The sequence below is a fragment of the Actinokineospora enzanensis DSM 44649 genome, assembly GCF_000374445.1.
Taxonomy (GTDB): Bacteria; Actinomycetota; Actinomycetes; order Mycobacteriales; family Pseudonocardiaceae; genus Actinokineospora; species Actinokineospora enzanensis.
The window spans coordinates 78,708-104,818 of record NZ_KB894408.1 but is presented as its reverse complement, the minus strand read 5'-3'; the positions used below and the strand labels follow the sequence as shown (position 1 = coordinate 104,818).

Annotated in this window: 22 protein-coding genes; 17 read left to right on the top strand and 5 right to left on the bottom strand. The window is 71.8% G+C overall.

Features of this window, described 5'->3' with window-relative positions; genetic code table 11:
• Positions 1 to 195 precede the first annotated feature (195 nt).
• Genes kdpF through C503_RS0110025 form a run of 6 tightly spaced genes read left to right on the top strand, consistent with a single transcriptional unit; the run spans position 196 to position 7,876 of the window.
• Positions 196 to 288 carry a K(+)-transporting ATPase subunit F gene (gene kdpF, locus C503_RS0110050; RefSeq protein ID WP_018682074.1) on the top strand — a complete coding sequence of 31 codons (93 nt, stop codon included), beginning with the start codon at positions 196 to 198 and terminating at the stop codon, positions 286 to 288.
• Positions 288 to 1,949 carry a potassium-transporting ATPase subunit KdpA gene (kdpA, locus tag C503_RS0110045; RefSeq protein ID WP_018682073.1) on the top strand — a complete coding sequence of 554 codons (1,662 nt, stop codon included), beginning with the start codon at positions 288 to 290 and terminating at the stop codon, positions 1,947 to 1,949. The genes kdpF and kdpA overlap by 1 nt, the downstream gene beginning before the upstream one ends.
• Entirely contained in the window at positions 1,946 to 4,024 is a 2,079-nt protein-coding gene (gene kdpB / locus C503_RS0110040) for a potassium-transporting ATPase subunit KdpB (protein WP_018682072.1), read from the top strand. Before kdpA ends, kdpB begins: the two co-directional genes overlap by 4 nt.
• A 4-nt stretch (positions 4,025 to 4,028) precedes the next feature.
• Positions 4,029 to 4,640, top strand: a complete 612-nt coding sequence (locus C503_RS0110035; RefSeq protein WP_018682071.1) for a potassium-transporting ATPase subunit C — start codon at positions 4,029 to 4,031, stop codon at positions 4,638 to 4,640.
• A 27-nt stretch (positions 4,641 to 4,667) separates the two neighbouring features.
• Positions 4,668 to 7,196: a sensor histidine kinase gene (locus C503_RS0110030; RefSeq protein ID WP_018682070.1), complete on the top strand. Its 2,529-nt coding sequence runs from the start codon at positions 4,668 to 4,670 to the stop codon at positions 7,194 to 7,196.
• Positions 7,193 to 7,876 carry a response regulator gene (locus C503_RS0110025; RefSeq protein ID WP_018682069.1) on the top strand — a complete coding sequence of 228 codons (684 nt, stop codon included), beginning with the start codon at positions 7,193 to 7,195 and terminating at the stop codon, positions 7,874 to 7,876. Before C503_RS0110030 ends, C503_RS0110025 begins: the two co-directional genes overlap by 4 nt.
• Before the next feature lie 20 nt (positions 7,877 to 7,896).
• Here the strand turns inward: C503_RS0110025 and C503_RS0110020 are convergent, their stop codons facing one another.
• Positions 7,897 to 9,108 carry an MFS transporter gene (locus tag C503_RS0110020; RefSeq protein ID WP_018682068.1) on the bottom strand — a complete coding sequence of 404 codons (1,212 nt, stop codon included), beginning with the start codon at positions 9,106 to 9,108 and terminating at the stop codon, positions 7,897 to 7,899.
• A gap of 70 nt (positions 9,109 to 9,178) precedes the next feature.
• Between C503_RS0110020 and C503_RS0110015 the strand changes: the two genes are divergently transcribed.
• Entirely contained in the window at positions 9,179 to 9,571 is a 393-nt protein-coding gene (locus tag C503_RS0110015) for a MerR family transcriptional regulator (protein ID WP_018682067.1), read from the top strand.
• On the opposite strand, the gene C503_RS48475 is transcribed toward C503_RS0110015, so the two are convergent.
• Positions 9,544 to 10,422, bottom strand: a complete 879-nt coding sequence (locus tag C503_RS48475; RefSeq protein WP_211222371.1) for a CAP domain-containing protein — start codon at positions 10,420 to 10,422, stop codon at positions 9,544 to 9,546. The genes C503_RS0110015 and C503_RS48475 overlap by 28 nt on opposite strands.
• 75 nt (positions 10,423 to 10,497) lie before the next feature.
• Positions 10,498 to 11,007: a hypothetical protein gene (locus C503_RS47280; protein WP_018682065.1), complete on the bottom strand. Its 510-nt coding sequence runs from the start codon at positions 11,005 to 11,007 to the stop codon at positions 10,498 to 10,500.
• A gap of 232 nt (positions 11,008 to 11,239) precedes the next feature.
• Here C503_RS47280 and C503_RS0110000 point away from each other — a divergent pair, with 232 nt between their 5' ends.
• From C503_RS0110000 to smc, 5 genes are all read left to right on the top strand, one after another.
• Positions 11,240 to 12,733: an alkaline phosphatase family protein gene (locus C503_RS0110000; protein ID WP_018682064.1), complete on the top strand. Its 1,494-nt coding sequence runs from the start codon at positions 11,240 to 11,242 to the stop codon at positions 12,731 to 12,733.
• Positions 12,734 to 12,913: 180 nt separating this feature from the next.
• Complete coding sequence (locus C503_RS0109995) at positions 12,914 to 13,195, top strand: acylphosphatase (RefSeq protein WP_026316139.1); 282 nt, start codon at positions 12,914 to 12,916, stop codon at positions 13,193 to 13,195.
• Between the two features lie 110 nt (positions 13,196 to 13,305).
• Positions 13,306 to 13,824 (top strand): sigma-70 family RNA polymerase sigma factor, encoded by a 519-nt coding sequence (locus C503_RS0109990; RefSeq protein ID WP_018682062.1) that lies wholly within the window; start codon positions 13,306 to 13,308, stop codon positions 13,822 to 13,824.
• Positions 13,821 to 14,531 carry an anti-sigma factor family protein gene (locus C503_RS45800; protein ID WP_018682061.1) on the top strand — a complete coding sequence of 237 codons (711 nt, stop codon included), beginning with the start codon at positions 13,821 to 13,823 and terminating at the stop codon, positions 14,529 to 14,531. The genes C503_RS0109990 and C503_RS45800 overlap by 4 nt, the downstream gene beginning before the upstream one ends.
• Positions 14,532 to 14,650: 119 nt before the next feature.
• Entirely contained in the window at positions 14,651 to 18,397 is a 3,747-nt protein-coding gene (gene smc, locus C503_RS0109980) for a chromosome segregation protein SMC (protein ID WP_018682060.1), read from the top strand.
• A gap of 50 nt (positions 18,398 to 18,447) precedes the next feature.
• On the opposite strand, the gene C503_RS0109975 is transcribed toward smc, so the two are convergent.
• Positions 18,448 to 19,068, bottom strand: a complete 621-nt coding sequence (locus tag C503_RS0109975; RefSeq protein ID WP_018682059.1) for a DUF5336 domain-containing protein — start codon at positions 19,066 to 19,068, stop codon at positions 18,448 to 18,450.
• 366 nt (positions 19,069 to 19,434) lie between these two features.
• Here C503_RS0109975 and C503_RS0109970 point away from each other — a divergent pair, with 366 nt between their 5' ends.
• A complete protein-coding gene (locus tag C503_RS0109970; protein ID WP_018682058.1) occupies positions 19,435 to 20,349 on the top strand; it encodes a GNAT family N-acetyltransferase in 915 nt (304 codons plus the stop codon).
• On the opposite strand, the gene C503_RS0109965 is transcribed toward C503_RS0109970, so the two are convergent.
• The gene (locus C503_RS0109965) at positions 20,309 to 21,859 is read right to left on the bottom strand and encodes a sodium:solute symporter (protein ID WP_018682057.1); all 1,551 of its coding nucleotides are present in this window, start codon (positions 21,857 to 21,859) and stop codon (positions 20,309 to 20,311) included. The genes C503_RS0109970 and C503_RS0109965 overlap by 41 nt on opposite strands.
• A 121-nt stretch (positions 21,860 to 21,980) precedes the next feature.
• On the opposite strand from C503_RS0109965, the gene ftsY reads away from it, so the two are divergent.
• From ftsY to C503_RS0109945, 4 genes are all read left to right on the top strand, one after another.
• Positions 21,981 to 23,453: a signal recognition particle-docking protein FtsY gene (gene ftsY / locus C503_RS0109960; protein ID WP_018682056.1), complete on the top strand. Its 1,473-nt coding sequence runs from the start codon at positions 21,981 to 21,983 to the stop codon at positions 23,451 to 23,453.
• 270 nt (positions 23,454 to 23,723) lie between these two features.
• Entirely contained in the window at positions 23,724 to 24,443 is a 720-nt protein-coding gene (locus C503_RS0109955; RefSeq protein ID WP_018682055.1) for a helix-turn-helix transcriptional regulator, read from the top strand.
• A gap of 63 nt (positions 24,444 to 24,506) precedes the next feature.
• A complete protein-coding gene (locus tag C503_RS43155; RefSeq protein ID WP_084476961.1) occupies positions 24,507 to 25,139 on the top strand; it encodes an ATP-binding protein in 633 nt (210 codons plus the stop codon).
• On the top strand, positions 25,136 to 25,864 hold the full coding sequence (locus C503_RS0109945) for a response regulator transcription factor (RefSeq protein WP_018682053.1): 729 nt from the start codon (positions 25,136 to 25,138) through the stop codon (positions 25,862 to 25,864). Before C503_RS43155 ends, C503_RS0109945 begins: the two co-directional genes overlap by 4 nt.
• Positions 25,865 to 26,111: the final 247 nt, after the last annotated feature.

Here is a 26,111-nt window from a genome sequence, read left to right as displayed (position 1 = left end):
CGGCAGGTCACAGCGTCAAGGTGCCGTCAGGTGCCATCAAGGTCCGGCCGCGGGAAGTGCACGCTCTCCTGCGGTCGGACCGCCATATGGGCGGTCCGGTGAAGAGAGGAACCGGATGGCCGACCTGGTTTACGCCGCCCTGATCATCGGCGGCTTCCTGGTGCTGGCGCTCACCCTGCGCGGTCTGGGGAACCTGTGAGCACCGCCGCGAACATCGTCGGCGGCGTGCTCGCGCTGGCCCTCATCGTGTACCTGTTCGTCGCGCTCGTCCGTCCGGAGAAGTTCTGATGTCCGCCACCGCCGCGGGCCTTCTCCAGGCGGGCCTGCTCCTGCTCGCCCTCGCGGTCGGCTACCGGCCGCTGGGTGATCACATGGCCAGGGTGTTCTCGACCGGGAAGCACTGGCGCGTCGAGAAGGCCGTCTACCGCGTGGGCCGGGTCGATCCCGACGCCCAGCAGCACTGGAAGACATACGCGTCGTCGGTGCTGGGTTTCTCCGCCGTCTCGGTGGTCCTGCTGTTCCTGGTGCAGCGCCTGCAATCCCTGCTGCCGTTCGACTTCGACCGCGGCCCGGTCCCGGTCGGTGTCGCGTTCAACACCGCGATCAGCTTCGTCACCAACACCAACTGGCAGTCCTACCTGCCCGAGAAGGTCATGGGGCACACCGTCCAGATGGTCGGCCTGACCGTGCAGAACTTCGTCTCCGCCGCCGTCGGTCTGGCCGTGGCGATCGCCCTGGTGCGCGGGTTCACGCGCGCGGGCACCGACCGCATCGGCAACTTCTGGGTCGACCTCGTGCGCGGCACCGTCCGCGTCCTGTTGCCGCTCGCGTTCATCTCGGCCGTCCTGCTCGTCGCGCTGGGCGTGGTGATGAGCCTCAAGTCCGGTGTGGACGTGACCAACCCGGACGGTTCCGCAGGCCGTATCGCCCTCGCCCCGGCCGCGAGCCAGGAGGCCATCAAGGAGCTCGGCACCAACGGCGGCGGCATCTTCAACGCCAACTCCGCGCACCCGCTGGAGAACCCGAACGGCTGGACGAACCTGGTCGAGATCTACCTGATCCTGGTGATCCCGGTCAGCCTCACCCGCACCTTCGGCACCCTCGTGGGCAACCGCAGGCAGGGCTACGTACTGCTCTCCGTCATGGGCGTGATCTGGGCCGCCATGCTCACCGTCATCTGGTGGGCCGAGTCGCACCCCAACGGCCCGGCCGCGCTCCTGGCGGGCGCGGGCATGGAAGGCAAGGAACAACGGTTCGGCATCGCCGGTTCGGCATTGTTCGCCAACGCCACCACCGGCACCTCGACCGGCGCCGTCAACTCCATGCACGACAGCTTCAGCGGTCTCGGCGGCGGCGGGACCATGCTCAACATGCTGTTCGGCGAGATGACGCCCGGCGGCGTCGGCACCGGCCTCTACAGCGTCCTGATCATGGCCGTGATCGCCATGTTCCTGGCCGGGCTCATGGTCGGTCGCACCCCCGAGTACCTGGGCAAGAAGCTGGGCAGACGCGAGGTCACCTGCGCCGCGATCGCCATGCTGGCCATGCCGGTCGTCGTCCTGGTCGGCGCGGGCGCGGCCCTGCTGCTCCCGTCGACCCCCGGCGCGCTCAACAACCCCGGCGCGCACGGCCTCTCCGAGATCCTCTACGCCTACGCCTCGGCGTCCAACAACAACGGCAGCGCGTTCGCGGGCATCACGGTCACCAGTGACTGGTTCCAGATCACGCTCGGGCTGTGCATGCTGTTCGGCCGGTTCATCCCGATCCTGGCCGTGCTCTGCCTGGCAGGCTCGCTCGCGGCGCAGAAGAAGGTTCCGGAGACGGCGGGCACGCTGCCCACCACCGGACCGTTGTTTGCCACCATGCTCGGCGGCACCGTCGTGCTCGTCGCCGCGCTCACCTTCATCCCGGCTCTCGCGCTGGGCCCCATCGCGGAGGCACTCGCATGACCATCACGGACCCGGGAACCAAGCCGGACGTGGTCGAGCACCACGCGGAGAGCACCGGCAGGGTCGGCGCGGGCGTGTTCGACCCGAGGCAGCTGCTCACCTCGCTGCCCGACGCGCTGCGCAAACTGCACCCACGCCACCAGATCCGCAACCCCGTCATGTTCGTGGTGTGGGTCGGTTCGATCCTGGTCACGGTGTTCGCGATCGCCGAGCCGAGCGGGTTCACCGTCGCGGTCGCGGTCTGGCTGTGGTTCACCGTCCTGTTCGCGAACCTCGCCGAGGCCGTCGCGGAAGGCCGGGGCAAGGCGCAGGCGGAGTCGTTGCGGCGCACCAAACGCGACACGATGGCCCGGCGGTTGCGTGCCGACGGCGGCGAGGAGACCGTGCCGGGGGCCGGGCTGGCCGTCGGCGACCTCGTGGTGGTCGAGGCGGGCGAGGTGGTCCCCGGCGACGGCGACGTGGTCGAGGGCATCGCGACCGTGGACGAGTCGGCCATCACCGGCGAGTCGGCTCCGGTGATCCGGGAGTCCGGCGGCGACCGGTCGGCGGTCACCGGCGGCACCACCGTGCTGTCCGACCGGATCGTGGTGAAGATCGCCACCCGGCCCGGCGAGTCCTTCGTGGACAGGATGATCGCCCTGGTGGAAGGCGCGAAACGGCAGAAGACGCCGAACGAGATCGCGCTCACCATCCTGCTCGCCACGCTGACGATCATCTTCCTGCTCGCGGTCGTGGCGTTGCAGCCGATGGCGGACTACTCCGGCAGACAGCAGTCGGTGACCGTGCTGACCGCGTTGCTGGTCTGCCTGATCCCCACGACCATCGGCGCGCTGCTGTCGGCGATCGGCATCGCGGGCATGGACCGGTTGGTGCAGCGCAACGTCCTCGCCACGTCCGGCCGCGCGGTCGAGGCGGCCGGAGACGTGAGCACGCTGCTGCTCGACAAGACCGGCACCATCACCTTCGGCAACCGCCGCGCCACGGAGATCATCCCGGTGGGTACCGCCACCGCCGACGACCTCGCCGTTGCCGCCCGACTCTCCAGCCTGGCCGACGGCACGCCGGAAGGCCGCAGCATCGTCGAACTCTGCGTCGGGACCTATGGCCTGCCCGGGGAACCGACCCGGGCCGAGCGCGCGGGCGAGTCCGTGCCGTTCACCGCGCAGACCCGGATGAGCGGCATCGACCTGGGCGGCCGCCGGATCCGCAAGGGCGCGGCGAGCGCGGTCCGCGACTGGGTCACCGGCCAGGGCGGCACGGTCCCCGACGAGGTGCACGAGATCGTCGACCGGATCTCCGCCGAGGGCGGCACGCCGCTGGTCGTCGCCGAGGGCGCGGTGGTGCGCGGGGTGGTCCGACTGTCCGATGTGGTCAAACCGGGCATGCGGGAGCGGTTCGCCGAGCTGCGCGCCATGGGCATCCGCACGGTCATGGTCACCGGCGACAACGCGCTCACCGCCAAGGCCATCGCCGGACGCGCGGGCGTGGACGACTTCCTCGCCGAGGCCAAGCCGGAGGACAAGATGGCCCTGATCCGCCGGGAGCAGGAGGGCGGGCGGCTGGTCGCGATGACCGGCGACGGCACCAACGACGCCCCCGCGCTGGCCCAGGCGGACGTGGGCGTGGCGATGAACACCGGGACCATGGCCGCCAAGGAGGCGGGCAACATGGTCGACCTGGACTCCGACCCCACCAAGCTGATCGAGGTCGTGGCCATCGGCAAGCAGCTGCTGATCACCCGGGGCGCGCTGACCACCTTCAGCATCGCCAACGACCTGGCCAAGTACTTCGCCATCCTGCCTGCCATGTTCGCCACCGTGTATCCGCAGCTGGGGCAGCTCGACATCATGCGGCTGCACTCGTCGAACTCGGCCATCCTGTCCGCGGTGGTCTTCAACGCGCTGGTCATCGTGGCGCTGATCCCGTTGGCACTGCGCGGTGTCCGCTACCGCCCGGCGAGCGCTCGTTCGCTGTTGCGGCGCAATCTGCTGATCTACGGCCTCGGTGGCGTGGTCACGCCGTTCGTCGGGATCTGGCTGATCGACCTGCTCGTCCGACTCATCCCGGGAATGTGACGCCATGAAACAGCTGTTGAAGCAGAGCGCGGCGGGACTGCGGGTGCTGCTGGTCCTCACGGTCCTGACCGGGATCCTCTACCCGCTGGGCGTGTGGGCGGTCAGCAGACTGCCCGGGTTGTCGGCGAACGCGGAAGGGTCGGTGATCCAGGTGGACGGTCGGGCCGTCGGCTCGCGGCACATCGGCGTCGACCCGGTGGCCGCCGACCCGGCCCGCGACCCCTGGTTCCACACCCGCCCGTCGGCCGGTTCGGCCGACCCGCTCGGCCCGGGTGACCCGTCGACCTCCGGCGGCTCGAACAAGGCCGCCGACAACACCGACCTGGTCGACATGATCCGGCAGCGGATCGATCTCGTCGCGCGGCGCGAGGGTGTGGACCCGGCGAAGGTGCCCGCCGACGCGGTGACCGCGTCCGCCTCCGGGCTGGACCCCGACATCGGCCCCGCCTACGCGGACCTGCAGGTCCCGCGGGTGGCGCGGGTGACCGGCGTGCCAGAGGATCGGATCCGGGCGCTGGTCGTCGAGCACACCTCGGGCCGGGACCTCGGGTTCGTCGGCGAGCCCGCGGTGAACGTGCTGGAGCTGAACCTCGCGGTACAGGCCGCGAGTGGATAGCAGAGTGGGCAGATCGGTGGGAGCACAGTGGTAGAGGGGCGGCCGCGCCGGGGAGAGCTGCGGATCTACCTCGGCGCGGCACCGGGCGTCGGCAAGACCTTCGCGATGCTCGGCGAGGCGCACCGCAGGCTGGAGCGCGGCACGGACGTGGTCGTCGGCCTGGTCGAGACGCACGGCCGGGACAAGACCGCCGCGCTGCTCGACGGCCTGGAGGTCGTGCCGCGCGGGCGGGCCGACCACCGCGGCCGCGAGTTCGAGGAGATGGACCTGGCCGCCGTGCTGGCCCGCGCGCCCGAGGTGGCGCTGGTCGACGAGCTGGCGCACACCAACGTGCCCGGCTCCCGGCACGCCAAGCGCTGGGAGGACGTGGAGGAGCTGCTCGCGGCGGGCATCGACGTGCTGTCCACGGTCAACGTGCAGCACCTGGCCAGCCTCAACGACGTGGTCGAGCGGATCACCGGGGTGCCGCAGCAGGAGACCGTGCCGGACGAGGTGGTGCGTCGCGCCGGGCAGATCGAGCTGGTCGACATCACCCCGGAGGCGCTGCGCCGCAGGCTCGCGCACGGCAACGTCTACCCGGCGCAGCGCATCGACGCCGCGCTGGGCAACTACTTCCGGCCCGGCAACCTGACCGCGCTGCGCGAGCTGGCGCTGCTGTGGGTGGCCGACCAGGTCGACGTGGCGCTGCGCCGGTACCGCGAAGAGCAGGACATCACCGACACCTGGGAGACCCGCGAGCGGGTGGTCGTGGCGATCACCGGCGGCCCGGAGAGCGAGCCGCTGATCCGGCGCGGCAGCCGCATCGCCACCCGCGCGGGCGCCGAGCTGATGGTGCTGACCGTGCTGCGCGGCGACGGCCTGGCGGGCATCGCGCCGCAGGAGACGGCCCGCTACCGCAGGCTCGCCGAGGACGTCGGCGCCACCTTCCACGCGGTGGTCGGCGACGACGTGCCCGCCGCGCTGCTGGACTTCGCCCGCGCCGTCAACGCCACCCAGCTGGTGGTCGGCACCTCCCGCCGCTCCCGCTGGGCGCGCGCGGTGGACGAGGGCATCGGCGCGGCCGTGGTCCGCCGTTCCGGCGCCATCGACGTGCACATGGTCACCCACGACGAACGTGAGGGCGGCCTGCGCGGCAGGCTCGCCCGCAGCCCGCTCGCCCCGACCCGCCGCCTGCTCGGCTGGGCCCTCGCGCTCGCCGCGCCCGGCCTGGCCACGCTGATCGGGGCGTTGCTGCGGGAGGAGCTGATCCTGTCCACGAACGTGGTGGATTACGTGCTGGCGACCGTCGCGGTGGCGCTCGTGGGCGGTCTGGGGCCCGCGCTGCTCGCGTCGGTGCTGTCCGGGGTGCTGCTGAACTTCTTCTTCACCGCCCCGCTCTACACGCTGACCATCGACGCGCAGCAGAACGTGGTCACGCTGGTGGTCATGGTCGTCGTCGGGGTGCTGGTCGCGCTGGTGGTGGACACGGCCGCCCGACGCGCGGAACAGGCGGCGCGCGCCCGGACGGAGGCGGCACTGCTGGCGTCGTACTCGCGGACAGTGCTCACGCACCCGCATCCGGTGCAGCGGCTGCTGGAGAAGGTGCGGGAGAACTTCGCCCTGAACTCGGTGGCCCTGCTGGAGCGGCGCGACGGCGTGTGGGAACGGGTCGCGTGCGACGGGCCGCAGCCGTGCGACGAACCGGACGAGGCCGATGTGGACGTACCGGTGACCGTCGACGTACACCTGGCCCTGCGCGGCCGCAAACTGCCCGCCTCCGACCAGCGAGTGCTCACCGCCGCCGCCGGACAGGCCCTGCTCGCGTTGCGCCAGCAACGGATGGCGGCCGAGACCGCCGACGCCCGCCACCGCGCCGAGACCACCGAGCTGCGCACCGCGCTGCTGTCCGCGGTCGGCCACGACCTGCGCACCCCGCTCACCTCGATCAAGGCCGCGGCGGGCAGCCTGCGCGCCGCCGACCTCGAACTGTCCGAAGAGGACACCGCGGAGCTGCTGGCCACGGTGGAGGAGTCCGCCGACCGCCTGGCGGCCCTGGTGGACAACCTGCTCGACTCCTCCCGGCTGGCCACCGGCGCCGTCGCCCCCCGGCTGCGCCCGGTCACCTACGACGAGGCCGTGGCCCGCGCCCTGACCGGCATCGACGGCCGGGAGCGGGTGGAGATCGACGTCCCGGAGTCGCTGCCCCCGGTCCTCGCCGACGCGGGCCTGCTCGACCGGGTCATCGCCAACGTGGTCGACAACGCCCTGCGCCACGGCGGACCCCGGGTCGCGGTCCGCGCCAGCGCCCACGCCGCCCGCGCCGAGCTGCGCGTCGTCGACCACGGCCGGGGCCTGCCCAAGGGCGGCGCCGACGTCGCGTTCGCCCCGTTCCAGCGACTCGGCGACCGGGACGCCACGCCCGGGGTCGGCCTGGGCCTGTCCGTGGCGAAGGGCTTCACCGAGGCGATGGGTGGGAGTATCCGGGCCGAGGACACGCCGGGCGGTGGCCTCACCGTGGTCGTGTCGCTGGTGCTCGCTCAGCCGATGGGGGAGATGCCGATGGGGGAGGTGTCGTGACGACGGTTCTCGTGGTCGATGACGAGCCGCAGATCGTTCGCGCGCTGCGGATCAACCTGACCGCGCGCGGTTATGACGTGTGCACTGCCCATGATGGGGCTGCCGCGTTGCGGGCCGCGGCCGAGGCGCGGCCGGATGTGGTGGTGCTCGATCTCGGGTTGCCGGATATCGACGGGACCGAGGTGATCGCCGGGCTGCGAGGGTGGACCGCGGTGCCGATCATCGTGCTGTCCGCTCGGGGTGAGTCGGTGGACAAGGTCCGTGCCTTGGACGCAGGCGCCGATGACTATGTGACCAAGCCGTTCGGCATGGACGAGCTGTTGGCACGGTTGCGGGCCGCTGTCCGGCGCGGGGCCGCTTCGGTGCCTGGCGGTGAGGAGGCCGTGGTCGAGACTGCCTCGTTCACGGTCGATCTGGCGGCCAAGAAGGTGCACCGCGACGGGGTGGAGGTGCATCTGACGCCGACCGAGTGGGGGATTCTGGAGATGTTGGTCCGGAATCGGGGGCGGTTGGTGGCGCAGAAGCAGTTGCTGCAGGAGGTATGGGGTCCCGGGTATGCGAACGAGACGCATTACCTGCGGGTCTATCTGGCGCAGCTGCGGCGGAAGCTTGAGCCTGAGGCGGCCCGGCCCCGGCATCTGATCACCGAGGCCGGTATGGGGTATCGGTTCGAGCTGTGAGGGCTACCGCTCTGTGAGGGTTACCGCTCCGCGGGCTGCAACTCACCAGCGTGCTCGACCGACCTGCTCGGAAACCCATGCCGTCGAGCCCCGATCACCAACAACAACACCGGAACCGCGACCCCCAGACACAACCACGGAAACGCCCCGGCCCCCACCCCGTCCAACACCAACCCGCCGACAACCCCGCCCACCGCCGTGGCCACATTCCACAACGTCACCAACATTGCCTGCGCCATATCCGCGGACTCCCCGCCCGCATTGGCCACGGCAGTCTGCAACAGAGTGGGCATACTCCCCGCGCTGAACCCCCACAACACCACCGCAGCGAACACCCACACCTGACTCCCCGACAACGCTCCCATGATCCCCGCCGCGACCGAGAACAACACCATGGTCAGCACGGACAAGCCCCGCAGCCGCCGATCTATCTGAGTCCCCACGACCCAGATGGCGACCACCGAAGCCGCCCCATAAACCAGCAATACGACATCAATGACGTCAGCCAGTCCGGCCCGATCCAGGTACGTGGAGATATAGGTGTAGAGAATCGCCTGGGCCAGCACGTAAGCGGCGGTCGCGACCAACACCGCCGTCACCCCGGGCACGGCCAACGCCCCCAGCACCCGACCCCGACGGCCGACCTCGCCGGGAAAGTCCGGCACGAGCACGAGCATGGCCCCCATCAACACCACGGCGATCCCGGTCATGCTCCAGAACGTCACCCGCCACCCGACCGCGTCCCCCAGGAACGTCCCGGCGGGCACCCCGAACGACAGCGCCAACGGCACCCCCGCCATCACGATGGCCACCGCCTTGCCATGCTGCCGAGCAGGCGCCACCCGCCGCGCGTACCCGGCCAGCATCGCCCACACCAGACCGGCCGCCAGACCGGCGACGAACCGGGCCCCCATGCTCAGCCAGTAGTCCGTCGCGAACGCGGTGACCGAGTTGGCCACCGCGAACCCGGCGACGGTCGACAGCAGCAACCGCTTCCGCGACCACCCCGCCGTGGCGGCCGACAACGGCACGGCGGCCAACGCCGACCCGATCGCGTAGACCGTCACCGACTGGCCCATCGCGGACTCGCTGACGCCGATGTCCCGGCTCATCCCGGGCAGCACCCCGGCGGGCAGGGCCTCGGTCAGGACGGTGATGAACGCCGCCGTCGCCAGCGCGGACAACGCGCGCAGGGGGAGACGGTCATGGCTGGCGCTGCCGGGGCTCCGCATGATCTTTATGCTGGAACCCTCGCATATATGTGAAGGTCCACCCGCGGTAGGAGTGAGGTCGAACACAGTCATGCGCATCGGCGAGCTGTCCGCCCGCACCGACATCCCGCGCCGGATGCTGCGCTACTACGAGGAGCAGGAGCTGATCGCCTCGACCAGGGCGGCCAACGGCTACCGGGAGTACGCCGAGGAGACCGTCGAACGGGTGGCCCAGATCCGCGAGCTGCTCGACGTCGGCCTGCCCACCCGGATCATCCGCGAGATCCTGCCCTGCCTCGGCGTGCCCAGGGTGATCCGGTTCCCGGCGCCCACCCCGGAGATGGTCGGGTCGCTGCGGGAGGAGCTGGACCGGGTGCAGACGCGGATCGACATCCTCACCCGGCACCGCGACGCCATGGCCTGCTACCTGGACTCGGTGATGGCCCACGACAGCGGTCACCAGCCGAACATCTGCGTCCAGTAGGTGCCGTACTGGCTGCCGTTGTCGGCGAACCCGAGGCCCATGTTGCGGTAGGCGCAGTTGAGGATGTTGGCGCGGTGGCTGGCGGAGCCCATCCACGCGCTCATCGCCGACGCCGCCGACGTCTGGCCCTGGGCGATGTTCTCCGCCGACGCGGTCCAGTAGCCCGCCGCCTCGGCGCGGTCGACGAAGCTGCTGCCGTTGAGGCCGGTGTGCGAGAAGTACCGCCGGGTCGCCATGTCCGTGCTGTGCGCCTGCGCGGCCTGGTTCAGCCGGGGGTCGATGGTCAGCGAGCCGCAGCCCGCGTTCCGGCGCTCGTTGTTGACCAGGGACAGCACCTGGTTGGCGAACGCCGGGTTGGTGCTCACCGGCGCGGTGCTCGTCGGGGTCGCCGTGGGGTCCCGGGTGCCGGTGCCGGGCCCGCCCGTCCCGGGGCCGCCGCCTCCCGGGCCGCCTGGGTTGCCGCCGCCCGGACCGCCGGGTGTCCCGGTGGAGCCGCTCGCGGTGGGGGTGATCGGGACGCTCGGTGTGGTCGTAATGGCGCCTGAGGAAGGCGCGATCGTCGCGGACGCGGTGGGCGCGCCGGGGCTGGGGGTGACGGTGGGAGCGCCGGAGTCGGTGGGGTTACCGGACTCGCGGTCGCCGCGGCCGGGCAGACCGGCGCGGTCGAGTGCGGTGCGGCCGATCGGCCCGTCCGGGGCCGCCTCGATGTGCGCGGGGGCCATCAGGAACGTGGCCACCCCCGCCGTGCTCGCCCCGACCGCCAAGGCCACGAGCAGGGCGGGCACCACGCCGCCGCGACGAGAGGCGCGGCCGGGCTCCTCGTCGTCCTCGGGCCGCGGTCTTCGACTCACGGATCGGCAAGCTACCACTATCGGGCTAGATGATCCCTAACCTGGTGAATTTTGCTTGATCAAATTGACGGAGAGTTACCCCGCGGGCGTCGTGGTGGTGGGATCCGAGGTCGGCGGCACCGTCGTCGTGGTGGTCGTCGTGGTCGTCGGCGGGTTGTTCGGGGTCGTCGTGCCCCCGCCACCACCACCGCCCCCGCCACCACCGCGGGTCGTGGTGGTCGTGGTGGTAGGTCGCTTGGTGGTGGTCGTCGTCGTGGTGGTCGTGCCCGACGTCGTGGTCGTGGTCGTCGTCGACTCGGTGGTGGTCGAGGACGTGTCGGTGGTCGACGTGGCGCCGTCGGTGGTCGTCGTCGTCGTGGTGCGCGCGGTGGTGGTCGTGGTGTGCGGGATCACCTGGTTGGCGGGGGACCGGGCCTCCTCGCCCTTCCCCGCGGCGAGGCCCGCCACGGCGGCGAACACGGTGGAGAGCACCACCCCGGCCACACCCAGGATCGCGTACGGCGACTTGCGCAGGCCGCGCGCGCGGGGCTCCTCGTCATCTGCCGGGACGGACGAGACGACCGGGTCATCCTCTGGCTCGGACATGCGGGTCCTACCTCCCTGACCCGTCGGCGAAGGCGGGTCACGGCGCGGCAACGTATCACTCGACCGTGGACACGGTCACGGCCGGTCGGCGAACGGGGCATCCGGGACACACCGGCCACGGGACGTTCACCGGACGTTCGGCCGTCGACAGCCGCCCGTCCGTTGCTCACTACTTGTCTGTACAGGAAGGCTGCCGGGTGTACCGCCGGACCCCAGTTCTTGGAGGAACACCTTGCGGCGAACACCCCTGTCGACCATCCTCGCCGGGCTCGCCGTGGCGGCCGCGGCCGTCACCGTCCCCACCGCCGCGCATGCGGCCGTGCATACCCCGAAGGTTCTCGTCATCGGCATAGATGGCCTGCTCTACGACAAGATCGCGCCTGCCGACGCGCCCACCCTCGACAGCCTGATCGCGACCGGTTCGGCGAGCAGGACCGTGCTCTACGCCAACCCCTTCGCGCCTACTCTCTCCGGCCCGGGCTGGGCCACCCTGGCCACGGGAACCTGGCCAGACAAGCACCGCGTGCTGAGCAACAGCTGGGGCACCGGCACCAACCTGGCCACCTACCCGGACTTCCTCACCCGGATCGAGCAGACCAGGCCGACCCTGTCCACCTTCGCCGCCGCCACCTGGGACCCGCTGGTCGACGACTCCGCGGGCAAGGCCATCTTCGGCCCGTCCGTCGACCTGCGCGTCAACGGCGCCGACGACACCGACACCACCGCCAAGACCGTCGCCCGCCTGCGCGACGTCGGCCCGGACGCGAGCTTCGTCGTGCTCGACGACGTGGACGCCGCCGGTCACAGCAGCGGCGCCGCAGGCACCGCCTACCTGAACGCGGTCGCCGCCGCGGACAAGCGGGTCAAGCAGTTCGTCGACACGATCAAGGCCCGCCCGACCTACGCCACCGAGGACTGGACGATCATCGTCAGCGCCGACCACGGCCACACCGACGCGGGCGGCCACGGCGGCAACACCCCGCCGGAGCGCTCCTCGTTCATCATCCGCACCGGCCCCGGCACCACCCCGGGCACGCCCGCCATCGCGCCCAGGAACGTCGATGTCGCCCCGACCGTGCTGTCCCTGCTGGGCGTGTCGATCCCGAGCACCTTGGACGGCCGCGTGCTCGGCACCGCCACCAACGACCCGTTCGACACCCTCGTCGGCTCGTTGCAGACCCGTGTGGACGAGACCGGCATCCCGGCCTCGGTGCGCGGCTGGACCAAGACCACCCCGTCCGGGTGGACCATCGACAACTCCGCGATGGGCACCGGCGGCGTGACCGAGTGGCGCGGTTGGTCGTTCGCCACCGACGACTTCTGGACCCGCGCCGAGGCGGGGCAGAACCGCGAGGGCAACGTGCGCGCCCGCGGGGTGTTCGCCGTGGCCGATTCGGACGAGTGGTCGGACAAGTCCACCTCGGGCACCTTCAACAGCGCGTTGACCTCGCCCGCCTACCCGGTCGCGGGCAAGAGCACGGCCACCATCGGGTTCAGTTCGCACTACCGCAAGGAAGGCGCGGAGACCGCGACCGTCACGGTGTCCTTCGACGGCGGCACCCCGCGCACCGTCCTGACCTACACCGGTGACGCCATCGCGAAGGTCGAGTCGCTGACCGTCGCCGTGCCCGCGGGCGCCGCCACCATGAAGGTCACCTGGCGCCTGGCCAACGGCAGCAACAACTGGTTCTGGGCCGTGGACGCGCCCGTCGTCACCGCGTCCTGAGGCGCGCGGCGGTTGCTTCACGCGTGGCTTGCTTCACCCGTGGGCAGTCGCCGTGTTGATCACAGCCGTATCGATCACAATGGAGTGATCAACAACGTGATCACAGCTGGAGCGGACCGGTCCACCCGGTCGGGAATCTCCCGTCCGCCGTCGGACACCGGCCCATGCCACCATGGGCCGGTGTCCGACGAGCGTGTACGGCTGACCGCGTGGGTCAGGGGACGCGTGCAGGGCGTGGGTTTCCGGTGGTGGACCCGCGCCCGCGCGCTGGAGCTGGGCCTGGTCGGCTGGGCCCGCAACGCCGACGACGGCCGGGTCGAGGTGGTCGCCGAGGGCGGCCGCGACCGGTGCGCCGACCTGGTGGCGGCACTGCGATCGGACGACCCGCCCGGGACCGTCCACTCCGTTGTCGAGCAGTGGGCCGATCCCAAGGGGAACCTGGCCGGGTTCGTGGAACGGTGAGTCGTCGGGTGCCCGTCCACCGCGGACCCGGGGAACATGAGACACGGAACACATCCGCCGGACGACCTTGTCGTTGAACCACCACGTCGCGGGAGGCGTAGGCCCAGATCGTGGGGAGCACCCCGGAGCAGGACGACGAGTTCGTCCGCGAGCTCTACCGCCGGTACCGGCGACCGCTGCTCGGCTATGTGCTGCGCGCGGTCGGCGGCGACCACCAGCGCGCCGAGGATGTCGTGCAGGAGACACTGTTGCGGGCGTGGCGCCACGCCGAGTCGCTGGAGGCCGACAAGGCCGGTCCGTGGCTGTACACGGTCGCCAAGAACCTGGTGATCTCCGGCTACCGCAAGCAGAGCGCGCGGGTGGCCGAGGTGCCGATCGAGAACGGCGACTGGCCGCGCGGCGGCGACGAGTTCGAGCAGGTCCTGCAGGGCTGGCAGGTCGCCGAGGCGATGCGGGCGCTCTCCCGCGACCACCGCGCCGTCATCGCCGAGCTGTTCTACCGCCGCCGCACCGTCGCCGAGGCCGCCAAGGTGCTCGGCATCCCCCCGGGCACGGTCAAATCCCGATCGTTCTACGCGCTGCGCGCCCTTCGCGACGCCCTGGAGGAGAGAGGGGTGACGGAGTTGTGACCTGCGCACACACCCTGTCCCTCGGGGCATACCTGCTCGGCGCGCTCGACCCCGCCGACCGCTACGCCTTCGAGGCGCACGCCGCGAGCTGCGCCGACTGCACCCGCGAGCTGGTCCGGCTCTCCCCGCTGCCGGGCCTGCTGCACCGCATCCGGGCCGAGGACTTCGAGGACATCCCGGAGGTGCCCGCCGACCTGCGGCTGGTCGAGGAGCGGCCGGACCCGCCCGCCTGGTACGACGAGGAGGCGGCCGAGCCCGAGCAGAGCGCGCAACCGGAGCCCGCCAAGCCCGCCCGGCGCAGGCGGCACGTGGTGCTCGCCTCGGCGGCCGCGGCCGTGGTCGCGCTCTCCGTCGGCGGCGTACTGGTCTGGGAGTCGCTGCACGGCCAGGCGGGCCCGCAGCCGATGATCGTCAACTGGTCGGCCACCGACGCGGCCAGCGGCGTGCGCGCCGACGTCGACCTGACCGACCGCAACTGGGGCACCGAGGTCAAGATCCGGCTGCACGACGTGCCGCCGGGCAAGCCGTGCAAGCTGGTCGTGCAGGGCCGCGACGGCTACCGGGAGATCGCGGGCTGGTGGGCGACCGGGTACGTGCAGGGCGAGTCGATCCCGGGCAGCACCTCGATCGACCTGTCCCGCATCTCCCGGGTCGAGGTGGTGACGGACGACAACATCGTCCTGGTCGACGTGCCCGCGCCCTCCTGACCAGGCCCGATCGAGCGGTGGGAAACGTGAGTCGGCCCCGCCTCCCGCGTGGGCGTCACCTACACAGGTAGTCTCGTTCGGATCACGGCGGAGCTCGCCTCACCGGAAGGGTCTGCCTCGTGCACCTCAAGAGCCTGACGCTGAAGGGGTTCAAGTCCTTCGCCTCGGCGACCACGCTCAAGTTCGAGCCGGGCATCACCTGCGTGGTCGGTCCGAACGGCTCGGGCAAGTCGAACGTGCTCGACGCGTTGCGCTGGGTGATGGGCGAGGGGTCGGCCAAGGGCCTGCGCGGCGGCAAGATGGAGGACGTCATCTTCGCGGGCACCGCGGGCCGCGCCCCGCTCGGCCGCGCCGAGGTGACGCTGACCATCGACAACGCCGACGGCGCGCTGCCCATCGAGTACACCGAGGTGTCGATCACCCGCCGGATGTTCCGCGACGGCGCCAGCGAGTACGAGATCAACGGCCAGGGCTGCCGCCTGATGGACGTGCAGGAGCTGCTGTCCGACTCCGGCATCGGCCGCGAGATGCACGTCATCGTCGGCCAGGGCCAGCTCTCGGCTATCCTGGAGTCCAAGCCCGAGGAGCGCCGCGCTTTCATCGAGGAGGCCGCGGGCGTCCTCAAGCACCGCAAGCGCAAAGAGAAGGCCATCCGCAAGCTCGACGCGATGCAGGCCAACCTCACCCGGCTCAACGACCTCACCGCCGAGCTGCGCCGCCAGCTCAAACCGCTGGGCAAGCAGGCCGAGATCGCCCGCCGCGCGCAGACCGTGCAGTCCGAGCTGCGCGACGCCCGGCTGCGCCTGCACGCCGACGAGCTGGTCACCCAGCGCTCGGACATCGCCCGCGACCAGGCCGACGAGGCCACCGCCCGGCGCAAGCGCGCCGAGGTCGAGCAGGCCCTGGAGATCGGCCAGGCCCGGCAGACCGAGCTGGAGGACCACCTGGCGGTCGACGCGCCCGCGCTCGCCGCCGCCCAGGAGACCTGGTACCGGCTCTCCGCCCTGGAGGAACGCCTGCGCGGCACGGTCCGGCTGGCCGTGGAACGCGCCCGGCACCTGTCCGCATCGGTGGAGGCCCCGCGCGGCGGCCGCGACCCCGAGGAGCTGGAAGAAGAGGCCGAGCACACCGCGCAGCGCGAGGCCGAGCTGTTCGAGGCCGTCGCCGAGGCCCGCTACACGCTCGCCGAGTCCACCGAACGCCGCGCCGAGCTGGAACGCATGGTGCAGGCGGCGGAGAAGGCGCACTTGGCCGCCGTCCGCGCGATCGCCGACCGCCGCGAGGGCCTGGCCCGGCTGGGCGGCCAGGTGGAGGCGTTGCGCAGCAAGACGAACGCCACCGACGAGGAGATCGAACGGCTGTCGTTCGCCCTGGGCGAGGCCCGCGAGCGCGCCGAGATCGCGGCCGAGGAACTGGCCGTCGCGCAGGAGACCACCGAGGTCGAGGACACCGACGACGCCGGCCTGGTCGAGCGCCACCAGCAGGCAGGCGCGGCCAACGACGCCGCGCGCGCCCGGGTGGAGGAGCTGGTGCGCGCCGAGCGTCAGGCGGAGAAGGACATCGCGTCGTGGCGCGCTCGCGTGGACGCGCTGTCCCTGGGGCTCTCGCGCAAGGACGGCGCCGGTGCGCTGTTGGCGGCGGGGGAGCGGCTGCCCGGCCTGCTCGGCTCGGTCGCCGCGCTGCTGACCGTCGAACCGGGCGCCGAGGTGGCCCTGGCGGCCGCTTTGGGGCCGGTGGCCGACGCCATCGCCGTCGCCGACCCTGATGGCGCGGTGGCCGCGTTGCGGTTGCTGCGGTCCGGGGATGCAGGGCGTGCCGGGATGCTCGTGGGTGGGAATACCGCTCCGATGGCAGGCACAGCTCGTGACGACTGGCCGATGTTGCCGTCCGGGGCGCGGTGGGCGGCGGATCTGGTCCGGGCGCCGGAAGCCCTGCTGAACACCGTGCACCGCGCGTTGGACCGGATCGCCGTGGTCGACGGCCTGGACACCGCGCAGACCCTGGTCGGCGCGCACCCCGCGGTCCGCGCGGTCACCACCGAGGGCGACCTGCTCGGCGCGCACTGGGCGGTCGGCGGCTCGGAGAAGGCACAGAGCGTCATCGAGGTCCAGGCGGCGGTCGACGAGGCCAATGCCAAGCTCGCGGGCTCCGAGCGCGCTCTGGAACAGTCGGCGGCGGCGCTGGAGGGCGCCCGCGCGGAACAGCAGTCCCGGCGCGCCGAGCTGGACTCGGTCAAGGAGCTGATGAACGAGGCCAAGGTCCGCGCGGCCCGGTCCTCGGAGCGCCTCAATCGCCTCAGGCAGGCCCTGCGCTCGACCGAGGCGGAGGTCGACCGCGCCGAGACCCAGCGCGGCAAGGTCGAACGCGCCCGCGAGGAGGCCCTGACCCGGCTCGCCGAACTGGAGGAGCGGCTCGCCGCCGTCCAGGAGGAGCAGGTCGACGACGAACCCGACTCCGCCGAACGCGACGAGTACACCGCGTCCCTGGCCACTGCCCGCCAGGAGGAGATGGACGCCCGCCTGTCCCTGCGCACCGCCGAGGAACGCCATCGCGCCCTCCAGGGCAAGGCCGACCAGCTGCGCCGCGCCGCCCGCGCCGAACGCGAGGCCCGCGAACGCTCCTCCCGCGCCATGGCGGCCCGCAAACGCGGCGCCACCATCGCCCAGGCCGTGGTGGACGGCGGCGAACTGGCGTTGACCCGTATCGCCCGCTCGCTGGCCCGCGCCGCCGAGGAACGCGACACCATCCAGGCCCAGCGCGCCGACCGCGAACGCGTCCTGGCCGAGGTCCGGGGAAAAGTCCGCGAACTGTCGACGGAACTGGAAAAGCTGACCGACGCCGTCCACCGCGACGAAGTACTCCGCGCGGAACAGCGCCTTCGCCTGGAACAGCTGGAAACCCGCATCGGGGAGACGTTCGGCATCGGCCTGGACGACCTGGTCGCCGAATACGGCCCGGACGTGCCGGTGCCGCCGAGCCCCGCCGAGCTCGCCGAGTACGAGGCGGCCAAGGAACGTGGCGAGGAGGTGACCATGCCTCCGTCATCGCCGTACGACCGGGAGACCCAGGCCCGCCGTGCCAAACGCGCCGAACGCGACCTGGCCACCCTGGGCAAGGTCAACCCGCTCGCCCTGGAGGAGTTCGCCGCGTTGGAGGAACGCTACAAGTTCCTTTCGACGCAGCTGGAAGACCTCAAGGCCACCCGCCGTGATCTCCTGACCGTCATCAAGGAGGTCGACGACAAGATCCTGGAGGTCTTCGCCTCCGCCTATCACGACGTGGCCCGTGAGTTCCGCACCGTGTTCGACGTCCTGTTCCCCGGCGGTGAGGGCCGCATGATCCTCACCGAGCCCGAGGACATGCTCAGCACCGGCGTCGACGTCGAGGCCCGTCCCCCCGGCAAGAAGGTCAAGCGCCTCTCGCTGCTCTCCGGCGGCGAGAAGTCCCTGGTCGCGGTCGCCATGCTGGTCGCGATCTTCCGCGCCCGCCCCTCGCCCTTCTACGTGATGGACGAGGTCGAGGCGGCCCTGGACGACACCAACATGCGCCGCCTCATCGGCCTGCTGGAACAGCTGCGCGCCAGCTCCCAGCTGATCATCATCACGCACCAGAAGCCCACCATGGAGATCGCCGACGCCCTCTACGGCGTCAGCATGCGCGGCGACGGCATCACCCAGGTCATCTCCCAGCGCCTCCAGCACCCGGGCCGCGCCGAGGCCCCCGTTCCGACGGTGGCCCCTCAGCGTGCTCAGGCGACGCAGGTGGAACAAGTCGCGGAACCGGAACCGGTACGAGAAGCGGAATCGGGACCGGAACAGCTCGCGGAGCCAGGCCCGGAACAGACGCCGCAACCCGAGCAGGAATAAGGAAACGCCCCGCCCATGCAACGCATGGACGGGGCGTCAAGAGCAACTCGTCAGGCGGACGGCGGCGGCGGATAGCCACCCGGCTGCCCCTGCCCACCCTGGTACGGCCCCGGCTGCTGCGGGAACCCGCCCTGCTGCGGGTAACCACCCGGCTGCTGCGGGTATCCACCCTGCTGCGGGTAGCCACCGGGCGCGCTCGGGCCCGCCTTGCGCACGTTGAGGAAGTTCAGCACCGCGCCGACGGTCGAGCCGATCGCGGCCAGCAGCACGATGAAGAAGCCGAAGCCCGCGCCGTACGAGACGCCCGCGATGTCGGCGTAGGCGCTGCTCAGGCCCGCGCTGTTGTCGAAGGTCACCCAGCGCAGGAGCAGGAACAGCACGGACACGCCCGCGAGGATCAGCCAGATCAGCGGCACGTTGCGCACCGGGTTGCCCAGCATCGACAGCAGCACCAGCACGCCCGCGGCCACCAGCATCAGCACGGGCAGCCAGCCCAGCAGACCGGTCGACCACCCGCTCACCGAGTTGCTCTCGTTGATGACCTGGCCCATCAGCGTGGTGTTGACGCTGACGGAGTAGAACGGGAAGAAGCTGAACAGGAACGCGAGCACTCCGCCGCCGAGAGCCGCCCACTGGATCGGGGTGACGCGCTTGGGGTCGAAGTTTGCCATGTTTGCCATGGGCGAGGGGCCTCTCATGCAGAATCGCCGGCGGGGACCGGACGTAGAGTCGCGTGTGGACCCGCTGGAGGCGGGACGCGGTGAGGGTCGCACAAAGTATGGGCGGATCCGACCGTTTCGCAAATACCGGGACCAAGCGGAGACGAAGCTGCTCCATTCGGACTAAACGCGACAGTCCGATGTGGCATACCCGGCACTACCTGCATCGATGTCGTCGCTGATGGTGATGCGACCGTCCACATCGATCAGTGTGCGGATCGTCCGGTTGCACGATTCAGACCGCGCGCACCGCCCGGGGCGGGTGACCCGCCGGTAATACGGTCGCGCCGGGGGGTGTGGGGAGTTCACGATTCGCTCATGTATTCGATTCGTGCCGCGACGCCCGCCGACGAGCCCGCCGTGGTCGGCCTGCTCACCCGGCTGCAGGCGGAGCCGGAGCACCACATCGGCTACCACGGGGTCAGTGCCGAGGAGATAGCCGCCGAGCTGGGCGGACTCGCGCCCGACTGGGCCACCGGCGCGGTCGTGGCGGTGGACGGGCGGGGCGTGCCGCGCGGGGTGCTCAGCGTCGAGGCCGACCCCGGCCTCGGCCGCGCCTGGCTGTACGGACCCTTCGTCGAGGTGCCGGACGGGCACCCGGCCGCCCGCCAGGTGTGGCACAACACCGCCGACGACCTGCTGGACCTGGCCCTCGGCCTGCCCCGGCTGCGCGGCGTCACCGATCTGGAGCTCTACGGCCACCGCCGCAACCGCAGGCTGTGCGACTTCGCCGCCCGGCACGGCTTCGCGGCGGGCTCGGCCAGCCGCGTGTTCACCCTGGCGGGCGGCGCGCTGCGCTCGACCCTGGTCGGCATGGCGTCCGCGAACGGCCCGCGCGTCCTCGGCGCCGACCCCCGGCACCGCGCCCAGGTCGTCGACCTGCACGAACGATGTTTCCCCAACCGCACCGCCGGTGGCGCGCAGCTCGTCGACGGCGACCGCGGTCACACCGTGGTCGTGCTCACCGGCGCCGACGGCGTCATCGGCTACGCGGCAGGCTTCGCCCAGCCGGAGGAGCTGTACGTCGACTACGTCGCCGTCGACCCCAACATGCGCGACGCGGGCGCGGGCCGGTCCCTGGTCCAGGCCCTGCTGCGGGCCCTGGTCGCCGAGCACGGCGCCCGCCCGCAGGCCGCCGCGGTGATCGCGCTGGGCAACGACGCCTCGGAGCGGATGTTCACCGCGCTCGGCTTCACCCTCCATCTGGAGCTGGTCGCGTACCGGCGGGCGTAGCCGTCGTGGTCGCCCTGGCGTGCCGCAGCGACAGCAGGCCGCCGACCGCCAGGGTGACCGCCACGCCCAGCGGCGTGTACCAGGGGAACGCGAGCGCCACCGAGTCGCCCGCGGGCTTGGCGAAGTCGACCCCCAGGAACGCCCCCGACGCCTTGCCGAACCTCAGCCCCAGGATCACGAACGCCATCACCGCCACCGTCACCAGGAACGCCGCGATCGCGTCCGCCTGCCGCGCCCGCCGCACCAGCAACCCGAGCAGGAACGCGCCGAGCAGCGCCCCGTAGGTGTAGCCGGTGATCGCCAGCGCGGTCTCCACGATCGGGTTCTTGGTGGTGGTGAACAGGGACGCGAACAGGATCAGCACCCCCGCCCACACCACGGTCCACACCCGACCCAGCCGCAGCACCTCCGCGTCGCCCAGCGGTTTCCGGGACAGCTTCCGGTACACGTCGCTCACCGTGGACGAGGCCAGCGCGCCAAGCGAGGAGCTCAACGCCGCGGCCAGGATGCCCGCGATCACGAACCCGGACAGCCCGCTCGGCAGCTCCCGCACGATGAACGAGGCGAACAGCTCGTCCGCGGTGCCCAGCCCGAGCTGCCTGACCGGGTCCAGCCCCCGGTAGAACGACCACAGCATCGTCCCGATCACCAGGAACAGCGCGAACTGCAGGAACACCACGAACCCGCTGGCGATCAACGCCTTCCGGCTCGCCCGCAGGTCGTTGCACGCCATCAGCCGCTGCACCACCAGCTGGTCGGCACCGTGCGAGGCCATCGACAGCACCGCCCCGCCGAGCACCGCCGTCACGAACGCGTACTGGTTGCTCGACGGCGCCGACCCGAAGTCGAACAGCTGCGTCTTGCCCGCGTCCACCGCCGCCGAGAACCACCCGTCCGGCAGCCGCCCGGCCAGCACCACGACCACCGCGACCCCGCCGAGTACGTACCAGAGCATCTGGACCGCGTCGACCCACACGACCGCGCGCACCCCGCCGAAGAACGTGTACGCCACCATCGCCACCCCGAGCACGGCCGAGATCTGCCAGTACTCGGCGTCCACCCCGTACGCGGCCAGCACCACCTTCACCGGGATCGCGGTCGCGAACAACCGCACCCCGTCGGCCAGCAGCCGGGTCAGCAGGAACGTCACCGACGCGGTGCCCTGCAACCCGGCGCCGAACCGCTCGCCCAGGTAGTTGTAGGCGGTGGTCATGTTCCCGGCGACATAGCGGGGCAGCAGCACGAACGCCACCACGATCCGGCCCAGCACGTACCCGATGGCCAGCTGCAGGTAGGTGAACGCGCCCAGGTACGCCACCGTGGGCACGCTCAGCACGGTCAACGTGGACGTCTCCGCGGACACGACCGACAGACACGCCACCCACCACGAGATCCGGCCCTCGCCGACGAAGTAGTCGTTCGCGGAGCGTTGTCTGCCGCCGATGAGCACGCCCAGCAGCGGCATGCCCACCAGGAACAGCACGATGATGGCCAGGTCGAGCACGCGCACAGGGCTCTCCGTGGTCGGCGGGATCTCTCCTGACTGTCTATTCCACCACCGCCCGTGCCGCTGAGCTGCCCCTATTCCCGGTGTCCGGCGGGCGGCGGACCGGGGATGCGAGGATGGCCCGGTGTCGAACACCCTGATCGTCATCCTCGTCGTCATCGTGGCGCTGGTGGTCGCCGCCCTGGTCACCGGGATCGTGCTGGCCCGGAAGAAGAAGATCAGCCTGGACCGGGCCGAGAAGCCCGCGGTCACCGACCGCCCCAAGGGGGGCTACCAGGCGGGCGGCGGCATCAGCCTGGCCCCCGGCGGCCCCCGCGACACCGCGCAGGCCCACCCCGCGGGCGAGCGCACCGAGGTGGACGGCCAGCCCGGCGTCGGCGACGACGCCGCTGTTCCCCGCGACTCCGCGAAACGCGACATCGTCGACGTCGCCCTCCCGTCCCCCGAGGACACCGCGAACACGGCGACCGAGACCAGGCCCGAGACCGCTCCGGGAACCGAGGCCGGGCCGGACGCCGGAACCGATGCCGAGACCGACGCGGCCGGGACGGAGGCGCCGACGGAGGCCATCCCGGTCCAGCCGGACCCGGTCACCGACCGCATCCCCGCCCAGGCCGAGCCCGACACCGGCCGCATCCCGGTGCAGGTCCCCCTCGACGAGATCGCCCCCACCGCGGGCCGCATGGAGCGCCTGCGCGGCAGGCTGGCCCGGTCGCGGTCCACGTTCGGCCAGGGGCTGCTCGGCCTGCTCGGCGCGGGCGACCTGGACGAGGACTCGTGGACCGACGTCGAGGACACCCTGCTGCTGGCCGACCTCGGCGCCGCCACCACCCAGGAGATCGTCGACCGTCTCCGGATCGAACTGAGCGCACGCGGCGTCCGCAGTCCCGAACAGGCCCGCACCCTGCTGCGCGAGGTCCTCGTGGACGCCCTGCACCAAGACATGGACCGCGCCGTACGCGCTCTCCCGCACGGCACCGACGGCGACCGCAGGCCCGCCGTGGTACTGGTCGTGGGCGTCAACGGCACCGGCAAGACCACCACCACCGGCAAGCTCGCCCGCGTCCTCGTCGCCGACGGCCGCACCGTCGTCCTGGGCGCCGCCGACACCTTCCGCGCCGCCGCCGCCGACCAACTCCAGACCTGGGCCGACCGCGTCGGCGCCCGGGTCGTGCGCGGCAAGGAAGGCGCCGACCCGGCCGCGGTGGCCTTCGACGCGGTCAAGCTCGGCCGCGAGACCACCGTCGACACCGTCCTGATCGACACCGCGGGCCGCCTGCACACCAAGACCGGCCTGATGGACGAGCTCGGCAAGGTCAAGCGCGTCGTGGAGAAGCAGGGCAAGGTCGACGAGGTCCTGCTCGTCCTGGACGCCACCACCGGCCAGAACGGCCTCACCCAGGCCCGCGTGTTCGGCGAGGTCGTCGCCGTCACCGGCATCGTCCTGACCAAGCTCGACGGCACCGCCAAGGGCGGCATCGTCTTCCAGGTCCAACGCGAGCTCGGCGTCCCGGTCAAACTCGTCGGCCTCGGCGAAGGCGCCGACGACCTGGCCCCCTTCGACCCCACCGCCTTCGTCGACGCCCTCCTGGGCTGACCCCGCACCCCCTGGCGGGGCCCCTCCCGTCAGGGGTGTTGCCGGATTCGATCCTGCCCCGAAGCAGGCCCCTCCCGCCCGGAGGCAGGCCCTTGAGGTGATCCTGTTTCGCCAGGTCAGGTTCGGTCCAGACGGTGGCCCCGGGCTGTGGATGGTTCGCACCGCCGGTGGACAACCCGCTCACCCCGGTCGAACCCGAACATATTTCACATTCATGCTCATGGACCAGCCGCTTGATCGAGTGAGACGAGTGCGGGCTCCTCCAGATGGATGAGGACACTGCCCGCCGCGTCCGGCACGGTGTCGCGCGTGGACGCGGTGCGGCTCTGGCTGGTTGATGATCATGTATTGCTGACCGAGGCGCTCGCCGGTCGGTTGGCCGCGTTCGCGGACCTGGCCGTCGCGGGCTGGTGTGCCAGCGACGACCCGCGGTTGGCGGCCGGGTTGGCGCGCGAGCTGCCGGATGTGATCGTGGTCGAGCCCGAGCGTGCCCGGCTGTCCGAGGACCGGCTGTTCGCGCTCATCCAGGACGCCGCCCCCGACGCGCGGATCGTGGTGCTCACGGCGGGGCGCGAGCCGGAACGGGCGCTCGCCGCCGCCCGCGCAGGAGCGCAGGCGTGGGTGCCGAAGGCCGCGGGCACCACCCACCTGGTCGAAGTACTGCGCGGGGTCCGCCGCGGCGACGCGTGGTTCCCGCCGCGTTGTCTCGGGGTCGTGCTGCGCGGTCTGCGCGCCGACGCGCACCGCGCACGACCCGAGGGTGGACCGCTTGCCGCGTTGTCCGGGCGTGAGCGAGAGGTGCTCGGGTGTCTGGTGGACGGTATGCGCGGCCCGGAGATCGCCGCCGCGCTCGGGCTGTCCACGAACACGATCCGCGCGCACACGCACAGCGTCTACGCCAAGCTCGGCGTGCACAGCCGCCTGCAGGCGGTCAAGGCCGCGCGGGCCGCCGGGCTGTCCCCCCGCACCCCGGCGGACCTGCCGTTATGAAGTTGGTGCCGCGCGTCGCGGCTTTCGGATGAACCATGGGTCCATTCGCGAAGGGACGCTCGGATGGACTGGCCTCAGGACAGGCGCGCGGGGGTGGGCAGGCGGCGCTCGGACCGCTCCGAGCTGCCCGATCTGCTGCATGACCTGGGCCACGGCCTCGCCACGCTGGCACTGCTCACCGAGTCGGTGCGCGGCGCGGCCGAGCTGCGCCCGGACACCCTGACCCGGGTCGGGCTGATCGAGGAACAGCTGGCGCGCCTGCTCGCACTGCTCCGGGAGACGCCGGCGATCGCCCCGGTCGACGTGCGCGCGCTGCTCACCCAGCTCGTCTCGGTCGCCTCCGCCGCGGGCGCCCCGGTGACCCTGGCCCCCGGCGACCCGGTCGTCACCCCGGTCGACGCCCGTCTGCTGTGGCGGGTGGTGACCAACCTGGTGGACAACGCCGTCCGCGCGGGCGGCACCGTCCACGTGCACGCGTTCCCCGGCCCACCCGCCACCATCGAGGTCGTCGACACCGGCCCCGGCTTCGGCGCGGGCCCACCGGGCGTCGCGGGCCGCGGCCTGGCCATTGTGGACAGTCTGGTCCGGACACTGGGCGGGACCGTCCGGATCACCGGCGAGTTACCCGCCGGTACCCGCATCCGGGTGACCCTCGGCGTCGTTGAGCCGGCCGAGGACACCCCGGAGGCCCGATGACCGACCTGGTCCTGTGCGACGACCACGCGGTCTTCGCCGACGCCCTGAGCGCCGTGCTCGTCCAACACGGTTTCGCCGTACGCGCCGTCGCGGGCACCATCGCCGGTGCCGTCGCCGCCCTGCGCGCGCTGCGGCCCGACCTCTGCCTCCTCGACCGAACCCTCGCCGACGGCGACGCCGTGGCCGCCCTCGCCCGCCTCGCCCAGGCCAGCTCGCACACCCGCATCCTGATCCTCACCGCCGACGACGACCCCGCCACCGCCACCCAGGCCCTCACCGCGGGAGCGGCGGGCTACGTCCACAAGACCGCGGGCGTCCGCACCCTCACCCGGGCCCTGCACCGCACTCTCGCGGGCGAGACGGTGATCGACCTCCCACCCCGCCGTCCCGGTGTCGATCTCCCACCTCGCCGCCCCGGTGTCGATCTCCCACCCCGCCGCCCCGGTGTCGATCTCCCACCCCGCCGCCCCAACCCGGAAACCGACACCGCCCACCGCCTCGCCGCCCACCTCACCCCGCGCGAACGCCAATGCCTCGCACTCCTGGTGGAAGGCGCGGGCACCGTGGCCATGCAACGCCGCATGGGCATCTCGGCCACCACGGTCCGCACCCACGTCCAGTCCCTGCTGACCAAACTCGGCGTCCACTCCCGCCTGGAGGCGGCTTCCTTCGCCGTCCGCAACCGCCTCCTCGCCGACCCGCCGGACCACGCCACCGGCACATGATCGAAACTCCGGAATGGGCCCACTGGCCACTGTGGTGGGACCTCATGAACCCGCCGGTCGGCACCCGACCTCAAACGCGGCGCGTGCACGGACCGACCACGACGCCGAGGCGGCCGTCGGTGTGCGGTGATCTTGCCTGTGGATAGGCGAGCAATGCCTGCCTTCGGCCCCCCGAATCCATTCCAGGGAGGGTGACCGACAATCCAGGGCGCGCGGTGATCCTGGCTGTGGACAACCGAGTTGTCCA